The 14,234-nt window shown below is 59.0% G+C and carries 10 protein-coding genes; 9 read left to right on the top strand and 1 reads right to left on the bottom strand.

Annotation, left to right across the window (positions count from 1 at the left end):
• Window positions 1-36 precede the first annotated feature (36 nt).
• From ABTV22_RS29620 to ABTV22_RS29640, 5 genes are all read left to right on the top strand, one after another.
• Entirely contained in the window at window positions 37-1,041 is a 1,005-nt protein-coding gene (locus ABTV22_RS29620) for an asparaginase (protein WP_433737879.1), read from the top strand.
• A 160-nt stretch (window positions 1,042-1,201) separates the two neighbouring features.
• Window positions 1,202-2,194, top strand: a complete 993-nt coding sequence (locus ABTV22_RS29625; RefSeq protein ID WP_433737880.1) for an AraC family transcriptional regulator — start codon at window positions 1,202-1,204, stop codon at window positions 2,192-2,194.
• Between the two features lie 234 nt (window positions 2,195-2,428).
• A complete protein-coding gene (locus ABTV22_RS29630) occupies window positions 2,429-3,457 on the top strand; it encodes a histone deacetylase family protein (RefSeq protein WP_433737881.1) in 1,029 nt (342 codons plus the stop codon).
• Window positions 3,458-3,472: 15 nt separating this feature from the next.
• Window positions 3,473-4,573: a polyamine ABC transporter substrate-binding protein gene (locus ABTV22_RS29635; protein ID WP_433737882.1), complete on the top strand. Its 1,101-nt coding sequence runs from the start codon at window positions 3,473-3,475 to the stop codon at window positions 4,571-4,573.
• Between the two features lie 150 nt (window positions 4,574-4,723).
• The gene (locus tag ABTV22_RS29640) at window positions 4,724-9,274 is read left to right on the top strand and encodes a hypothetical protein (protein WP_433737883.1); all 4,551 of its coding nucleotides are present in this window, start codon (window positions 4,724-4,726) and stop codon (window positions 9,272-9,274) included.
• Window positions 9,275-9,376: 102 nt separating this feature from the next.
• On the opposite strand, the gene ABTV22_RS29645 is transcribed toward ABTV22_RS29640, so the two are convergent.
• Complete coding sequence (locus ABTV22_RS29645; RefSeq protein ID WP_433737884.1) at window positions 9,377-10,927, bottom strand: PLP-dependent aminotransferase family protein; 1,551 nt, start codon at window positions 10,925-10,927, stop codon at window positions 9,377-9,379.
• Between the two features lie 92 nt (window positions 10,928-11,019).
• Between ABTV22_RS29645 and ABTV22_RS29650 the strand changes: the two genes are divergently transcribed.
• The 4 genes from ABTV22_RS29650 (at window position 11,020) to ABTV22_RS29665 (ending at window position 14,217) form a co-directional block, all read left to right on the top strand.
• Complete coding sequence (locus ABTV22_RS29650; protein WP_433737885.1) at window positions 11,020-11,643, top strand: FMN-binding negative transcriptional regulator; 624 nt, start codon at window positions 11,020-11,022, stop codon at window positions 11,641-11,643.
• 9 nt (window positions 11,644-11,652) lie between these two features.
• Window positions 11,653-12,099: an N-acetyltransferase family protein gene (locus tag ABTV22_RS29655; RefSeq protein ID WP_433737886.1), complete on the top strand. Its 447-nt coding sequence runs from the start codon at window positions 11,653-11,655 to the stop codon at window positions 12,097-12,099.
• 17 nt (window positions 12,100-12,116) lie between these two features.
• Window positions 12,117-12,788, top strand: coding sequence for a GNAT family N-acetyltransferase (locus ABTV22_RS29660; protein ID WP_433737888.1), 672 nt, complete (start codon window positions 12,117-12,119; stop codon window positions 12,786-12,788).
• Between the two features lie 307 nt (window positions 12,789-13,095).
• Complete coding sequence (locus ABTV22_RS29665) at window positions 13,096-14,217, top strand: autotransporter outer membrane beta-barrel domain-containing protein (protein WP_433737889.1); 1,122 nt, start codon at window positions 13,096-13,098, stop codon at window positions 14,215-14,217.
• Window positions 14,218-14,234 lie beyond the last annotated feature (17 nt).

The raw sequence follows: 14,234 nt of genomic DNA on the forward strand, positions 1-14,234 counted from the left end.
TCCTACAAGGGAAGTCATTGTTCTCGGAGAACCTCGATGAATTCCTCGACCTACCCTGCCGCCCAACACGTCATGGTCCTCTACACCGGCGGCACCATCGGCATGCAAGCCAGTGCCAATGGCCTGGCTCCGGCGTCCGGCTTCGAAGTGCGGATGCGTGAATACCTGCACAGCCAGCCTGACTTGGTGGTGCCACAGTGGCGCTTTCGTGAAATGTCACCGCTGATCGACAGCGCCAACATGACCCCGACGTATTGGCAGCAACTGCGGGAAGCGGTGGTCGATGCCGTCGACGTGCAGGGCTGTGACAGTGTGCTGATCTTGCATGGCACCGACACCCTGGCCTACAGCGCGGCGGCCATGAGTTTCCAGTTGCTCGGCCTGCACGCGCCTGTGTGTTTCACCGGCTCAATGTTGCCGGCCGGCGTGACCGACAGCGATGCCTGGGAAAACCTCGGCGGTGCGCTGGTTGCCCTGGGCAAAGGCTTGGCGCCGGGTGTGCACCTGTACTTTCACGGCGAGCTGCTGGACCCGACCCGTTGCGCGAAGGTACGCAGTTTCGGCCGGCACCCCTTCAAGCACCTGGAACGCCAGGGTGGCGGTACAAAGGCTCCTTCTCTGCCCGCGGCGTTGAACTACAACCAGAACAAACACCTGGCGAATGTCGCGGTGCTGCCATTGTTTCCCGGTATCCGCGCCGAGATTGTGGATGGCCTGCTTGATAGCGGTATTCAAGGTTTGGTGCTGGAGTGCTACGGCAGCGGCACCGGCCCCAGCGATAACCCCGAGTTCCTCGCCAGCCTGAAACGAGCGCGGGACAAGGGTGTGGTGGTGGTCGCCGTGACTCAATGCCACGAAGGTGGCGTCGAGCTCGATATCTATGAGGCTGGCAGCCGGCTTCGTGGCGTTGGCGTGCTTTCGGGTGGCGGTATGACCCGCGAAGCGGCGTTTGGCAAGTTACATGGACTGCTGGGGGCAGGCCTTGAAACCGCTGAAGTACGACGCCTCGTGGAACTCGACCTTTGCGGCGAACTGAGCTGATACACACCACCTCCGTAGGAGCTCCCGCAGGCTGCGATCTTTTGATCTTAAAAAACAGAATCAAGAGATCGCAGCCTCGTTTCACTCGTCAGCTCCTACAGGGTTCATCATCAGGCATGTAACTTGCTGTGTTCCAGCCATCACAAGGCTGGAAGTCTCCATGCTCCACTCCCACCTCACCACCCTCAATGCCGTCTCCCTGGTGCTCAACACCTTCAAGGCACAAGGCCTGCCCAGCGATGCCTTGTTGGCCGGCAGCGGCATCAGCGCAGCGGATCTCAACCGGGCCGACACACGCATCACCACTAACCAGGAGATGCAGGTCTGTGCCAACGCCGTTGCGCTAAAACACGATATCGGCCTGGAGTTGGGGCGGCGGATGCACGTTTCGTCCTACGGCATACTCGGTTACGCACTGCTCACCTGTGCCACCTTCGGTGACGCGTTACGACTGGCAATACGTTATCCGGCGCTGCTGGGAACACTTTTCGAACTGAGCCTTGAGGAAGACGGCGAGCGCGTCTGGTTCGTCGCCGCCGATTACCGCGAAAGCCCGGCGATGGCCGTGTTCAACGCCGAGTTCTGCCTGGTCTCGCTGAAGATCATCTGCGACGACCTGCTCGGGCATCCGCTGCCGCTTTTGGCTGCGCGCTTCGAACACGCCGCCCCCGATTACGAGGCGAGCTACGCCGAACACTTTGATTGCCCGCTGCACTTCGGTGAGCGAGACAACGCCTTCGCCTTCGACAAACAGTGGCTTGACCAACCCTTGCCACTGGCGGATGTCATCACCCACCAGGCCATGGCCGAACGCTGCCGCAAACAGAACACCGAATTCACCGGTCGTCAGGCATGGCTGGGGCGGATTCGACAATTGCTCAGCGCGCAATTGAATGCCGCTCCGGGGCTCGAAGGGCTGGCCGAACAGATGAACTGCTCGGCGCGTACCTTGCGGCGACACCTCAAGGACCTGGGTTGCAGCTATCAGGAGTTGCTCGACGAGCTGCGCTTCGAACAGGCCAAGCAGATGCTTTGTGAGGATCAAATGCCCATCTACCGGATCGCCGAGGCCTTGGGTTTCAGCGAAACCGCAAGCTTCCGCCATGCGTTTGTGCGCTGGAGCGGCGTGGCGCCAAGCCAGTTCCGCCCGTGAAAGCAACCTGATCCCTGTAGGAGCAAAGCTTGCTCGCGATAAGAACACCACGGTGCATCTGTTCAAACGCGGCGATGCCATCGCGAGCAAGCTTTGCTCCTACAGATTGGAAGGGGCGAATTTCGGTCATATGTTTTGGCCATATAAATCCCCTTTTGGCCTTTCCTGCCGTTCTCCAAAACCGCCCGCGCCGCAAGACTGTGTTCAACCGAATCAGCCTGCGGAGAACAAGAAATGCTGACGATCTACTCAGATGATCACCACCTGCACCATGGCCGTTGCGAATTGATCGACGGGCAACTCAAGCCTTGCTTCGAAATGCCGTCCCGTGCCGACCACGTGCTGGCGCGGGTGCAAAACCAGAACCTCGGCCCGGTAGAAGGACCGAAGGATTTCGGCCTCGAGCCGATTGCTCGCATCCACAGCCGCGACTACCTCGACTTCTTCAAAGGCGCCTGGGACCGCTGGACCGCGTTCAACACCGACGGCGACTTGCTGCCTTACACCTGGCCGGCCCGCACCCTGCGCCGCATCAAGCCCACCAGCCTGCACGGCGAGCTGGGGTATTACAGCTTCGACGGCGGCGCGCCGATCACTGCCGGCACCTGGCAAGCAGCGTACAGCGCCGCGCAAGTGGCGCTGACCGCGCAAGAGGAAATCCAGCGAGGCGCCCGCAGTGCCTTCGCCCTGTGCCGTCCACCGGGACACCATGCCGCCAGCGATTTGATGGGGGGTTATTGCTACCTCAACAACGCTGCCATCGCCGCCCAGGCGTTCCTGGATCAAGGCCACAAAAAGGTCGCGATCCTCGACGTCGACTATCACCACGGAAACGGCACCCAGTCGATTTTCTATGCGCGCAACGACGTGCTGTTCACCTCGATCCACGGCCATCCGGAAGCCGAATTCCCGTTCTTCCTCGGCTATGACGATGAATTGGGCGAAGGGGCCGGTGAAGGCTTCAACTTCAACTATCCATTGGCTGCAGGTTCAGGCTGGGATGTCTGGAGCGCGGCGCTGGAAAAAGCCTGCAAGGAAATCGAAAGCTACGGCGCCGACATCATCGTCGTGTCCCTGGGCGTCGACACCTTTAAAGACGATCCGATCTCGCAATTCAAACTCGACAGCCCGGACTATCTGGCCATGGGCAAGCGCATTGCCGCCCTCGGTAAACCGACGCTGTTTGTGATGGAAGGCGGTTACGCGGTCGAAGAAATCGGCATCAATGCCGTGAACGTTCTCGAAGGCTTCGAAAGCGTTTAATGAGGAACAAGAACAATGAAGAATCTTAAGCGTTTTGTCGTACCCGCTTTGTGCGCAACGGTGCTCAGCGGCGCCGTTCACGCCGAAGAACGAACGTTGCGCGTCTACAACTGGTTCGACTACATCACCCCCAAGGCCCTGGAAGATTTCAAGGCGCAGAACACCCAGACCAAATTGGTCTACGACATTTTCGACACCAACGAAGCCCTGGAAGCCAAGCTGCTGACCGGTAACTCCGGCTACGACGTGGTGGTGCCGTCCAACGTGTTCCTGGCCAAGCAGATCGAAGCCGGTGTGTTCCAGCCGCTGGACCGCAGCAAGCTGCCCAACTGGAACCACCTCGATCCCAAGCTGATGAAGCTGATCGAAGCCAACGACCCGGGCAACAAATTCGCCGTGCCTTACATGTACGGCACCATCCTGATCGGCTTCAACCCGGACAAGGTCAAGGCCGCGCTAGGCGCCGATGCGCCAGTGGACAGCTGGGACCTGATCTTCAAGGAAGAGAACATCAGCAAGCTCAAGCAGTGCGGCGTCGCCCTGCTCGACTCGCCGTCGGAGATCCTGCCGCTGGCCCTGCAACACCTCGGCCTGGACCCCAACAGCAAGAAGCCTGCGGACTACGACAAGGCGGAAGCGTTGTTGATGAAGATCCGCCCGTACGTGACCTACTTCCATTCGTCCAAGTACATGGCTGATATCGCCAACGGCGACATCTGCGTCGCAGTCGGTTACTCCGGCAGCTTCTCCCAGGCCGCCAACCGCGCCAAGGAAGCCAAGAACGGTGTGGTCGTCGATATGCGCCTGCCCAAGGAAGGCGCGCCGATCTGGTTCGACATGCTCTCGATTCCAAAAGGCGCGAAAAACCCGGAAGACGCCTACACCTTCATCAACTACTTGCTGCAACCCCAGGTGATCGCCCCGGTCAGCGACTTCGTCGGTTATCCGAACCCGAACAAGGACGCCACCGAGCTGGTCGACCCGGCGATCCGCAACAACCCCAACCTGTACCCGACCGAAACGGCGATGAGCACGCTCTACACGCTGCAACCGCTGCCACGTGATGCAGAGCGTGCGCGGACCCGGGCCTGGACCAAGATCAAGTCCGGAACCTGATTTACCACCAGCACTGAGGACCCGCAGCGTTGCGGGTCTTTTTTTGCCGGCGATATTTAACTACCGCTGGACCGCTCCAACGGCCCGATACCGTCCCCTGATTCAGCGCTGTGTCATCCACAGCGGCTACCCCCCCGTCAGGAGACGACCATGCCCGAAACCAACTACCAAAAAGAGAAAGATGTACTGACAGAACTGATCACCGGCCCTTCGATCAGTGAAGTGGCTGCGAATGTCCTCAAGCGCGAACTTGACGCTCTGTATCCGCAACTGAAGATCGATCCAATGCACGCCGTGGTCGTCACCCCGACCTGGGTCATTACCCGCGATCACGTGGTTGAGGGCAATCATTCGTACGAATCGCTCACCCATGTGCTGGTTAGACTCGGGTACACGCGATCGACCGTAACGTACATCGACGGCGAACACTTTCTGACCCATCACCCGGCGGCCGACCCCGTGGTTCAGCTCCCCGTGAAAATCGATGCGATCGCACGCCTGCTCAATATCCTCGCCCCGCTGCTGTTCAACGCTTTTCAGCAACAGCAGCTCGATTACTGGAACAAGGAGACAAGCCCCCAGGCACCGCGCTGGCACCAGCTCTCGCAGTCGCTGCAAGGCATCTGGAATATCGACCCGACACTGGACTGGAGCGAAGACGAAAAAGCCGTGGCCCGTGCCGTGTTCAGCCAACCGGACCGCACTTCACGACGCGCCGGGGACAAGTACCTGACCAAAGCCTGCCTGATCGACATCGACAACGTGGAAAACGGCACAAGCAAGCACTCGCAGATTCTGGATATGGCCGTGCTCACAGGCACGCTCAACGATCGTACTGTTGTGCTCACGCACTCCATCGTCCAAGGATTCAAGCGTTACAACTCAGTTGAGGCATTGGGTGAAACGCTTCCTGTGCAGCAGGATTCGCAGTGGCGCCTGTACGAGCCCGATGGCCATTTTTTCCATCATCAGGCTTGCGCGTTGATCGCGCTCGAGATCGAAGCCATCGGTGCCCTGAACGTTGCAGAAACCCCATCTGCGCCAAGTCTTTTACCTGTGGGTCACCGCACTGACCTCCATGAACCGCCGGCGTCTTCTTTCAGCAAGGTTCAGCAATTAATGCCGGACTGGCTCAAGGGTGCCTCGCCGGCAGACCTCACTCGATACAGTCGGCATTTGATGGACATTGCCAGCTTGCGCGAACAGGACGCCGGTAAAACCTTCCTGGACGACATTGCATCGCTGCCGGACTTTGCGCTGCAAAGCCTGCGCGAACAGATGATCAAAGACTATCCGGCAGCCTCGACCCTGAAACTTGAGGATGTCGAGATCAGCATCACCAGCCTTGTGGTTTACGGGACGTTTGTCGTGCCGGGAAAGACCCAGACCCTCACGCTATCGCTGGTGGAGCTTGCCCTGCAAAACCTGATTGCGGTCCCGTTGGGCAACAAGGCGGTGCAATACAAAAACGGCGATGCAACACCAGCGTGGATGACACCGGCCTATCTGGAGCAACTCGTGACGCAGGTGAACATCGGCGCGACTTACCCCGCGCTGATCAAACGCAAGTTACTCACCGATGCGCTGGAAACGTCGCGAAGGCGCGAACTCTATGTTCGCCATTTGCGCCTTCAGTTGCCGCTGCTGGCACTGCAACTCAAGATCCGCAGCCAGGCCGGCATTGACGAACGCGGGTATCGATATGTCGTCGCGGCCATGCAGCCAACCCCTGCCGAGCGCGTTGTGGATGGGCTGGAGATCATCATACGCCCACTGGCGTTCATCACCGGCGACCGTACCGACGGCAAAGCCGATGAAGTCGCCAACATGTTCGTAATCGGGCCGCGACTCACCACCAAAGGACCTTGCCTGCTCTACCGACCGCTACTCGATCACCCGCTGTTGCAGTATCCGGGCGAAGCCAATCTGCTGTATGCGATCAAACAGAGCAAAGCACTTCGCCAATCGATCCTCGCCTGGCTGCCAGACAGCGTGCGCTTCAATTACTCCCAATATGTCTTGCCCGGCGAGCTGCCTTCGGCCTGGACGTTGAGTCAACTGCTGGTCGAACCCACTTCGTTGCTGCGCAAGATGGGCAGCGTGGCTTTGAGCACAAAGCCGCTGGAGGACAACCCCTTCCCGGCCTTGTTCAAAGCCAACGCCGATGCGTTGGTCACGCTGGCTGACCGCCAATCGGTCTCCAACGCCGAAGCCCGCTGGGCAACACTCAAGCAAGGCGCGTGGATGCTGTTCAATGTGGCACTGCCCTTCCTGGGGCGCACGGTCGGGACGGCGGCCTGGATCTGGCAGATCATGGATGATCTGCAGGAAGCAGCCGACGCCAAGGAACAGGGCGATAGCGAGAGTGCCTGGTCCGCCATGACCGACCTGTTGCTGATGATCGGCATGGTGCTCGCCCATCAAGCAGCCGCTCGCCATAAACCCTCTGCGCGACGACTGGAAAAAACCCAAACCTCGCACCCTGCTCCACAACCGCTGCCCAGCCCCAAACCGATCTTGACCAAGCTTCCCGATTGGCAGGCCAGCCAACCGCAAACCGCACACGAACCTCCTCTGCACGCCCTCGGTGCTTTGACACCCACTGGGCTAGGCGCCTTGCTTGATCAACTGAGCATTACAGAACCCGCAGGCCTCACGGCACCCTCACCTGACGGGCCCCACCAGCATCTCAGAGGGCTTAACCGCAAGTGGTACGCCAAGGTCGGTCAACGTTGGTTCGAGGTCATGCTCAACGACAATGATGATGTGCAGATCGTCGATTCGCGGCAAACACCCGCGGTGCAAGGCCCTCTGCTGACTCATTCCACCCAGGGACAATGGTTCGTGGACACGCGCCTTCGGCTGCGCGGCGGCGGTCGTCGCAAAGACCTGGAGCGCGCCAACCAGCAGCGCCTGGCAGACTTGCAGCGACAACTCAAAGCGTTCGATGGCCGCAGACTCGAGCTGGAAAAGGAACTGGAAACCGCAGAAAAAGCCGCCACCGATTCCAATCACCAATCCTTGCTCGAAACCCTGAATTCGCAGGTGGCGGCGTACGGCGAATACGGTGAACAACTCAAGACCTACAACACCCTCGGACCCATCCTCAACTATCGGACCGTGATGATCGATTGCCTGGAAAGCCAGTTATCACTGACTCAGAAATGGTTCATTCGGCAAAATCGCGTATTCGGGGAACGTATGCGCCGATCCCTCGCGCTGCTGGACAATGAAAAGATCAAAGGTCCGCAGACGCCCCGTCAGATTCATCAACTCACCAGCGACCTGACCCAGGGCTTTATCGACAAGATTGAATTCGCCCGGGCCCGTATCGATGAGCTGACGCGACTGGGTAGAGAGGCCAATGAAATGGCCCGCGATTTCATCGCGCACCTACCAAGGTTCGATCTCAAAGACCTGAAGCTCTTCCAGATCAGCATTGCTTCGCGGCTTTGTCTGGATGACAGCAACCCGGCTGACTCAACGCCGGCACGTCAGGCAATCGAACAACTTGTCGAAGATGCTGGCCTCACCATTCAGTCCTCCCTGGACCTTACTGCCGAAGGAGATACTCTCCCGCTGCTCGAACAAATCGACGCCTTCAACGATCTGCTGGAGCAATTCGCCAACCTCGACCAGCGTGTTGCCGATCTGGCGGAAGAGTTTCCCGGACAACTGCTGAGTTCACCGCTGGAACTCATGCGCGAGCGGATCAAGGCATTCAACGAGCCCACCACGAAACATCTCGCCGGCCTATTGCAGGAACGCAGGCTGCTGGAGCCGAAACCAGGCCCGTCCCGCCCTGCACCTGTGCGCAAACGCATCATCAAGACGCGCTTCAAAGGGACCGTGGTCGGCACGCCCCGCCCGCGAGTGGACGGCGAAGTGGCAGATTTGTTCGACGTGAAATCTCCGCTGACCGGAAAGGTCATTGCTACGTTCCACGAAAAAACCCCCGGCAACTGGCTCGAACACTTGACGCCACAGACCCCTCTGCCGACGCCCGTTCGCCCCTCTCTGGAGGTCAGCATCCAGAAAGGCCAGATTCTGCTCGATCAACTGCAGGCGTTTATCCAGCGAACCGAGACGCACGCCAATCAAGCCGGGCGAATCCCGGTGGAAATCGAGGAGATGTTCAAGCAGCACGCCGAGCGAATGACACAAGCGGCCCAGGCAATCGAACAGGCCCTGATCGACCAGAACGTCACCGATGGTGGCCAGGTTTCAGCCGTCAAACTGACAAAGCAGCTCAATGACGAGGCGATCAACCTTGGCGAAAAGGGTCGCCTCACTCGAATCGGCATGATCAAACGACAACCCCCGACCGCCGCCCGTGTTGAATGGCTGCACAGCAATGGGCTGGCGGACATCGTCAAAGTCCCCGGTCGCAATCGGCTCAAGGGGTACAGAAAAGACTTTCTTGAAGAGTATGAAATCCGAGAGATTGGCAACGGGAAGGACGGGGGTAGCGGCGCGGTACTCTGGTACGCGCACTTTCATTACCCAAAGCTTGAAACGCCTGCCGATGGCTTCACCGTAGCCCATCTGAAAACCGCCTCTCAAAGGAAACTGGGGGGCGGGTTTGACTTGCGAGCGGACACGCCCAACAGTGAACTGATCGCCATCTATCGCAGCGAGATCAGCCCCCAACTGGCCAAGTCGCTGTTCTTGCCCAAAAGCGAGACCCGCAATAACACCTAATGCTCTTTGTAGGAGTGAGCTCGCTCGCGATGGTCGTTAACGATAACGCTGGGGACCTGGCTCCCATCGGCGCTCTTGAGTCCATCGCGAGCATGCTCGCTCCTACAGACGCCAAGCTTTTTCCAATCGTGCTAACGCGGCACTGATCGCCGCTTCAGGCACCGCCGCGAAGCCCAAGACCAGCCCGGCACGCTGGTCCAACGCTTTTTGCGTATCGGCAAGCCAATAGCTGCTCAGCGCATTGATCTCGACATCGACGCTCGCGGCGCTTTCTATCAGTTCTTGCTCACGAGCCTGTGATTCGACTACAACCGTCAAATGCAGCCCTGCCGCGACGCTCGGCAAGCTGCCAACGCCAGGGATATCCCGCGGCCAGCCTGTCAGCAATGCATTGCGGCGACTCAATGCCGCGCGACGCATACGGCGAATGTGTCGCTGAAAATGCCCGGCAGCCATGAATTCGGCCATCACCGCTTGGGTGCTCACCTCGGAATGCCGCACGTCCACCGCCCGGCGCTGAGAAAACGCCTGGGTCAGCGCTGGCGGCAACACCAGATAACCCAAGCGCAACGCCGGGAAGGCGACTTTGCCGAAAGTCCCGACGTACAACACCCGTCCTTGCCGATCCAGCGCCGCCAACGGCGCCAACGGTGCTCCGCTGTATCGGTATTCGCCGTCATAGTCATCCTCGACGATCCAGCCTTGGGTGCGCTCGGCCCACGCCAGTAATTCCAGACGGCGCGCCAGGCTCATGACCACACCGGTCGGGTACTGATGTGAAGGCGTGACATAAGCCAGACGGCAACCGGTGAGCGCAGATAACTCGGCACAGTCGATGCCTTCGCTGTCCACCGCCACGCCGTGCAGGCGTGCCCCCGCCATGGCGAAGGCATGACCGGCAGCCCGATACCCCGGATTTTCAATCGCCACCCCGTCGCCCGGCTCCACCAATAGCTGTGCACAAAGGCTGATGCCCTGTTGTGCACCACTGGTGATCACAATTTGCTCAGACGTGCACTGCATGCCACGGGAACTGCGCAAATATGCCGCGATCAGCCCGCGTAAACGCGCATCGCCCGCCGGGTCGCCGTAACACAGTTGCTGTAAATCCGGTTTGCGCCAGAAAGCCGCATTCAGCTTGGCCCAGACCTCAAAAGGAAACAGATCGAACGCCGGAACGCCCACCCGAAAAGCACGCGGCGGACCACTCGGCGGCAAAGCCAAATGGTTGTTTTCAATACGCTGCAATGCACCGCTGTGGATAACTTTACTGGATGAAACCACAGGTAAATCCAGCCGATTTGTGGATAAGGCTGTGGGTAAGCCTGTTGACAACCCTGTGGATACTTTTGTGGATAGTTTTTCCCCCGGCAACGCGCTTTGCGGTAATTGCGCGACATAGGTGCCGTCACCCACCCGTCCTTCAATGAATCCTTCGGCATAGAGTTGATCGTAGGCGCGCACCACACTGTTACGGGAAATCGCCAGCGCCGCCGCCAGATCCCGGCTCGCCGGCAAGCGCGTGCCACTGGCCAGGCGACCGTCCAGCACACGCAAGCGCAATGCCTGATAGAGCTGGCGGCTCAAGCCCTGACGGCGATCGAGTTCGATACCGGCCGGGTTGAAGGACAGAGAGAGCGGCTCGCTATTCATCTCAATGGACCTATGAAATTGGTCATTAATGGCTCTTACAACAGTCCAATAGCCTGCCTAGGATGCAGGCATTCGCCAAGGAAAATTTCGCCATGTACACGCCCCGCGCTTTTGCCATCGATGAACTGTCCCAGTTGCACGAGCTGATTCTCGCCACCCGCCTCGCCATATTGGTCACCCACGGCGAACACGGTTTGCAGGCCAGCCACGTGCCGGTGCTACTGCATCGCGAACAAGGCCCGAGCGGCACGCTGTATGGGCATCTGGCCAAGGCCAATCCGCAGTGGAAAGACCTGCGCGATGGTGCCGAAGCCCTGCTGATTTTTTCCGGTCCAGACGCCTATGTCAGCCCGGGCTTTTACCCGAGCAAGGCCGAGCACGGCAAAGTCGTGCCGACCTGGAACTACGTCGCCGTGCACGCCTATGGCCGCGCCGAAACCTTCAATGATGGCGGACGGCTGCTCGACATCGTCAGCACCCTCACCGATCGTCATGAGAGCGGCCGTGCCCAGCCGTGGAAAGTCGAAGATGCCCCCGCCGATTACATCGACGGCATGCTCAAGGCCATCGTCGGTTTCGCCCTACCGATCGAACGCCTGGAGGGCAAGCGCAAGCTCAGCCAGAACCGTAGTCCCGCCGACATCGCCGGCGTGCGCGAGGGGTTGGCTACCAGCCCGGATATGCACGACCAGGCACTCGCCCAATTGATGCGATAAGGAACGAAGATGAACCCAGTTGAAATTCGCTCGGTCAGCGCCGTTGACCACGCCGCCTGGCTGCCGCTGTGGCAGGCCTATCTGCGCTTCTACAACACCGAACTGCCCGAGGCTGTCACACAAAGTACCTGGCAACGCTTTCTCGACCCTAACGAACCGACCCACGCCGCACTCGCCTGGGTCGACGGCAAGGCGGTGGGCATGGTGCATTTCATCTACCATCGTTCGAACTGGAGCATCGAAAACTCCTGCTACCTGCAAGATTTGCTGGTAGAGCCGCAAACCCGTGGCACGGGCGTCGGTCGCCTGCTGATCGAGCACGTCTACGCAACCGCCAAGGCCGACGGCTGCTGCAAAGTGCATTGGCTGACCCACGAAACCAACGCCACCGCGATTCAGCTCTACGAGCGCATCGCCGAACGCCCTGGTTTCATCCAGTTTCGCAAAGCCATTTAAGATTCAAGGAGCACAGCATGTCGACTTCACTCGCAGACTGGAAAGGCGTTCCGGCGCCAACGGTTCAAACCATCGAGGGGCGTTTCATCCGCCTGGAAAAGCTCGACCCGGCACGTCACGGCGATGACTTGTTCAATGCCCTGCAAGGTCCCGGCGCTGACCCGAAGCTCTGGGATTATTTGCCATACGGCCCGTTCCCGCAGCGCAGTGCCTTCAATGACTGGCTGAATAACCACGCCGCCCACAGCGATCCGTATTTCTTCAGTGTGATCGACCGCACCAGCGGCGAAGTGCAAGGCATCCTCAGCCTGATGTCCATTGTCCCGGCCCAGGGTCGTATCGAAATCGGCCACGTCACCTTCGGCGCGCCGATGCAGCGCTCGCCGAAAAGCACCGAGGCGATCTACTTGCTGGCCAAGGAATCCTTCGCCCTCGGCTACCGTCGCCTGGAGTGGAAGTGCAACAACGGCAACGCCCGCTCCAAGTACGCGGCCGAACGCCTGGGCTTCAGTTTTGAAGGGGTGTTCCGCCAGCACATGGTGGTCAAGGGGCAAAACCGCGATACCGCGTGGTACTCGATTCTGGACTCGGAATGGCCGGCGATTGCGGCAGGATTCGAGAAGTGGCTGAGCGATGAGAACCAGAGTGGATCGGGACAGCTGAAAACGCTTGTCGAGTGTCGGAGCTAGCGATTCAACAGCAAAAGATCGCAGTCTGCGGCAGTTCCTACACGAGATCGGGGCACACCCTGTAGGAGCTGCCGAAGGCTGCGATCCTTTGATTTTCATACACGACTCCCACTGATACCCCACCGAGTTCGACCCGCCGTAGGAAAACCCACCACCAGGCATCAGTAAAAACCCGCCCAGCACCGCAGCCAGCCTTTTTTCCACAAAATGATCCGACACTGCCCGCACCGCCTACGGAACCAGCTGACATCGGAAACGTCAGCCGCTTCCTAGAGTTTGGCCTCCTGTCTACAAGAGGCCAAATCCAATGCCCTATCAGCCCCCGAACAAGCACTGTTTTTTTGTTTTAACGGTTGCCTCAGCGCTGGGCTTTAGCAACGTTACGTTCGCTTCGGGCAATACAGCGCCGAAATGGTCCGGCTACACGAACGAATCCCTCGCCCTCGATCTCGAAAGTTTCACGGGTGACAGTAACGCAAACCTCGCTAAAGCCACGCTCAACAGTGACGCTCAAATCAGCGCGACACTGCTCTCGGCCATGTACCAGCTGGACGCTACGGGTGTGACCCACCGTCAAAACGGATCGCATCGAATGGCCACAGGCAAAGAAGCCAATGGCAGAGTCTGGCTGCAAGCGCTGGGACACAACGGAAGAATGGATCGAGACAATGACCCACTGAAATACGCCACTCAAGGACTGCTACTGGGTGCTGACTGGCAAATGAATGAGCATTGGCGTGTGGGCGTGATGGGCGGTAACTCTCTCACTGACCAGAAAAGCAGAGAGCTCGATGGTGATCTGGAAAGCTGGCACCTGGGTGCCTATGCCTTGCGCCAGATCGGGCCAACCTCCCTTCGCCTCGGCGTAACCCATAACAGCCATAAGGGAAGCAGTGCACGCCGGGTCGACCTCCCTGGTTTCACGGATCGCCCTGAAGGTCGCTACGATGCCTTCACTCAACAAGGCTTCGCGCAATTGGGTTACAACCTGGGCCGCGCCGACGTCAGGATCGAACCATTCGCCAGCCTTGGCTATCAACGTTATCAGCGCGACAACTTCACGGAGAAAGGTGGCCTTGCGGCTTTGAAAGTCAAAGGACAATCCGAGGAAAATTTAAGCAGTACATTTGGACTTCGACTGGCGAAACTCAACCGGCTGAATAACGGCATGCAACTGACGCCGCATTTGAGTGCTGGTTGGAAACATACCTACGGCGAGGTCTATACCGAAACCAGGCAACGTTTGCTCAGCGGCGGCAATGACTACAGCACCTACAGTGCGCCACTGGATCGGGACAAGCTGATGTTCGATATCGGCATGGACCTCAAGCTTTCAGCTCCCAACACGCTCCGCGTTGGTCTTATGGGTGAAATGGGCAGCGATAGCCGCAGTCATGGCATCACAGGCCAATGGCGAATGAACTTCTAGCTCCGCACAAACTCCAG

The sequence above is a fragment of the Pseudomonas putida genome (assembly GCF_050990305.1).
In the GTDB taxonomy this organism is placed as follows: Bacteria; Pseudomonadota; Gammaproteobacteria; order Pseudomonadales; family Pseudomonadaceae; genus Aquipseudomonas; species Aquipseudomonas putida_AH.

What these genes read in the sequence shown, in the direction of transcription:
- ABTV22_RS29620 (WP_433737879.1), top strand. Translation starts at nt 37, where the DNA reads ATGAATTCCTCGACCTACCCTGCCGCCCAACACGTCATGGTCCTCTAC.
- ABTV22_RS29625 (WP_433737880.1), top strand. Translation starts at nt 1,202, where the DNA reads ATGCTCCACTCCCACCTCACCACCCTCAATGCCGTCTCCCTGGTGCTC.
- ABTV22_RS29630 (WP_433737881.1), top strand. Translation starts at nt 2,429, where the DNA reads ATGCTGACGATCTACTCAGATGATCACCACCTGCACCATGGCCGTTGC.
- ABTV22_RS29635 (WP_433737882.1), top strand. Translation starts at nt 3,473, where the DNA reads ATGAAGAATCTTAAGCGTTTTGTCGTACCCGCTTTGTGCGCAACGGTG.
- ABTV22_RS29640 (WP_433737883.1), top strand. Translation starts at nt 4,724, where the DNA reads ATGCCCGAAACCAACTACCAAAAAGAGAAAGATGTACTGACAGAACTG.
- ABTV22_RS29645 (WP_433737884.1), bottom strand. Translation starts at nt 10,927, where the DNA reads ATGAATAGCGAGCCGCTCTCTCTGTCCTTCAACCCGGCCGGTATCGAA.
- ABTV22_RS29650 (WP_433737885.1), top strand. Translation starts at nt 11,020, where the DNA reads ATGTACACGCCCCGCGCTTTTGCCATCGATGAACTGTCCCAGTTGCAC.
- ABTV22_RS29655 (WP_433737886.1), top strand. Translation starts at nt 11,653, where the DNA reads ATGAACCCAGTTGAAATTCGCTCGGTCAGCGCCGTTGACCACGCCGCC.
- ABTV22_RS29660 (WP_433737888.1), top strand. Translation starts at nt 12,117, where the DNA reads ATGTCGACTTCACTCGCAGACTGGAAAGGCGTTCCGGCGCCAACGGTT.
- ABTV22_RS29665 (WP_433737889.1), top strand. Translation starts at nt 13,096, where the DNA reads ATGCCCTATCAGCCCCCGAACAAGCACTGTTTTTTTGTTTTAACGGTT.